Raw genomic sequence first — 1,852 nt, 5'->3', positions numbered from 1 at the left:
GTGATTTGTGATAAGTGATTTGTGATTAATATATAAAAGCCCTCTTTAAAGGGCTTTTATGTTTATTTTGAAAAAGAGATAAAATCAATATATCCCTTTTCCCCAATTTTTACAACGGCATTGTAGGGCTTTTTCTCTTTGTTTTTGATTCCTTTTACCAGGGTTTCTTTTCCCTCCAGTAATTCTTTTACATTCGTTTTGGTTAGTTTTTTCTTTCTAAAATGTTCAGCTAAAGTAAACTTACATTCAGGATAATTTGAACAACCATAAAACGATTTTTTTAATACAATATTGTTGCCACACTTAGGACATTTTCCTACAAGGGGTCCCGAGCGCTTAGTGGGAATTTGTACCCCTTATCGATACAAATTCCCCGTAGGCGCTAGGGACCTCTTTAGCTTCTTGGAAGCTGTCAGTAGTATATCTAATAATTTATCTCCATTCCCTTTAGTAACGTGTAACTTTCCAAATTTAAAAAAGCGACTCATAGAATTATTTCCTCCCGTTAAATAATAGATAACTATTAAAAATAGACAATACTTGCTCATAAGTAACGGTACTTAAATTGTTTACTTTGGCGTGTTTCATTGCTTGATGAAACTGATTTTTAGTAAACAGTTGACGATATTCTCGATTGACCCATTTTGAAACAAAGTACGTATATAGCTTCCAATATTTATCTGGAACATCTGTGGTATGGCGGGTAAGTTTTATTAAGACACTGTTTACTTTTGGTTTAGGATGAAAGCATTCCGCTGGCAGCTTAAGCAATTGCTGAATCGAGACTTGAGTGTGCAAGAGCAACCCTAGTGTTCGGTGAATATCCAAGGTACGCTTGTAGAATCCTTCTTCAACAATCAGATAGATGTCAGACGCATGGCTTTCAAAAACCACTTTTTTAATAATTTGTGTGCTTAAATGGTAAGGAATACTCCCAACAATTTTATACCTCTGTTTGTTAGGGAATTGAAACTGTAGAATATCTTGGTGAATTAAAGTGACACGAGTATTCAGTTTTAATTTTTCTGACGATAAGTTGAATAGATGACTGTCTAATTCAATAGACGTTACCTGTTTACTTATTTTAGCCAGTTTCGTCGTTAAATGCCCTTTACCTGTTCCAATTTCGTAAACGGTATCGGTTTCTTTTAAATTCAATTGTTTTATTATTTGGTTGAGTACTTTTTCACTCGTTAAAAAGTTTTGAGAATATTTTATATTTTTGTTCATGTAATCACTCCTGAAGTGATTACATCTGTAAATAAATACAGAAGTTAAACGATTTGTTTGTAATTTTAGTTATCTGTTTAAAAAGTCATAAGATTAGTCACTGGTAGGAATTAATCTAACGTATTTATTTATCTGCGTAATCACTGTTTTTAGTCTGTTTCAAAATAGTAGATGTTTTATCTACATTACGCATTTGGAATACCAACATGACGAATCCCTCCTTCTTAATTACAAATTTTTAGCATCTAATTTAACTTCAATTCCTATTATACACAAAATTTTAAGATACTGCAATATCAACACACTCTTAAGTTTGCTTCTAAGTCTTATTTCCATAACTTCTTTTACGTTTCCGCCATTCTTTGCTGTTTCGATTTTTATGATATGGTGCAAGTCAGCACGAACACGAACCGTCTTATCTCCCATTATATCTTTTTTTGCACTGATTGGTGTATCATTTCGTTTTTCTTTTTGTGCGCCTAAATTTCCCACAATCACTCACTTCTTTCTATTTCTTCTTATTCTTATTTTATCATCAACAATCACAAATCACTTGTGATTTGTGATAAGTGATTTGTGATAAGTGATTTGTGATTAATATATAAAAGCCCTCTTTAAAGGG

3 protein-coding genes and 1 pseudogene are annotated in these 1,852 nt (G+C 32.4%); all 4 read right to left on the bottom strand.

Annotated features, from left to right (window positions below; all coding sequences use genetic code 11):
• Window positions 1-62: 62 nt before the first annotated feature.
• The gene (locus DV740_RS14615) at window positions 63-347 is read right to left on the bottom strand and encodes a topoisomerase C-terminal repeat-containing protein (RefSeq protein ID WP_002326770.1); all 285 of its coding nucleotides are present in this window, start codon (window positions 345-347) and stop codon (window positions 63-65) included.
• A 145-nt stretch (window positions 348-492) separates the two neighbouring features.
• On the bottom strand, window positions 493-1,230 hold the full coding sequence (gene erm(B) / locus DV740_RS14605; RefSeq protein ID WP_002292226.1) for a 23S rRNA (adenine(2058)-N(6))-methyltransferase Erm(B): 738 nt from the start codon (window positions 1,228-1,230) through the stop codon (window positions 493-495).
• Between the two features lie 124 nt (window positions 1,231-1,354).
• On the bottom strand, window positions 1,355-1,438 hold the full coding sequence (locus tag DV740_RS14600; protein WP_023948524.1) for a 23S rRNA methyltransferase attenuation leader peptide: 84 nt from the start codon (window positions 1,436-1,438) through the stop codon (window positions 1,355-1,357).
• 48 nt (window positions 1,439-1,486) lie between these two features.
• A pseudogene (locus tag DV740_RS15240) lies at window positions 1,487-1,656 on the bottom strand (MLS leader peptide).
• Between the last annotated feature and the right edge of the window lie 196 nt (window positions 1,657-1,852).

This window comes from Roseburia sp. AF02-12 (assembly GCF_003461765.1).
In the GTDB taxonomy this organism is placed as follows: domain Bacteria; phylum Bacillota; class Clostridia; order Lachnospirales; family Lachnospiraceae; genus Roseburia_C; species Roseburia_C amylophila.
Note: the sequence above shows the minus strand (reverse complement) of the source record. Positions and strands in the feature narration are given on the sequence as shown.

Excerpts from the sequence above, each read along its gene's own strand:
- DV740_RS14600 (WP_023948524.1), bottom strand. The coding sequence starts at position 1,438 with ATGTTGGTATTCCAAATGCGTAATGTAGATAAAACATCTACTATTTTG.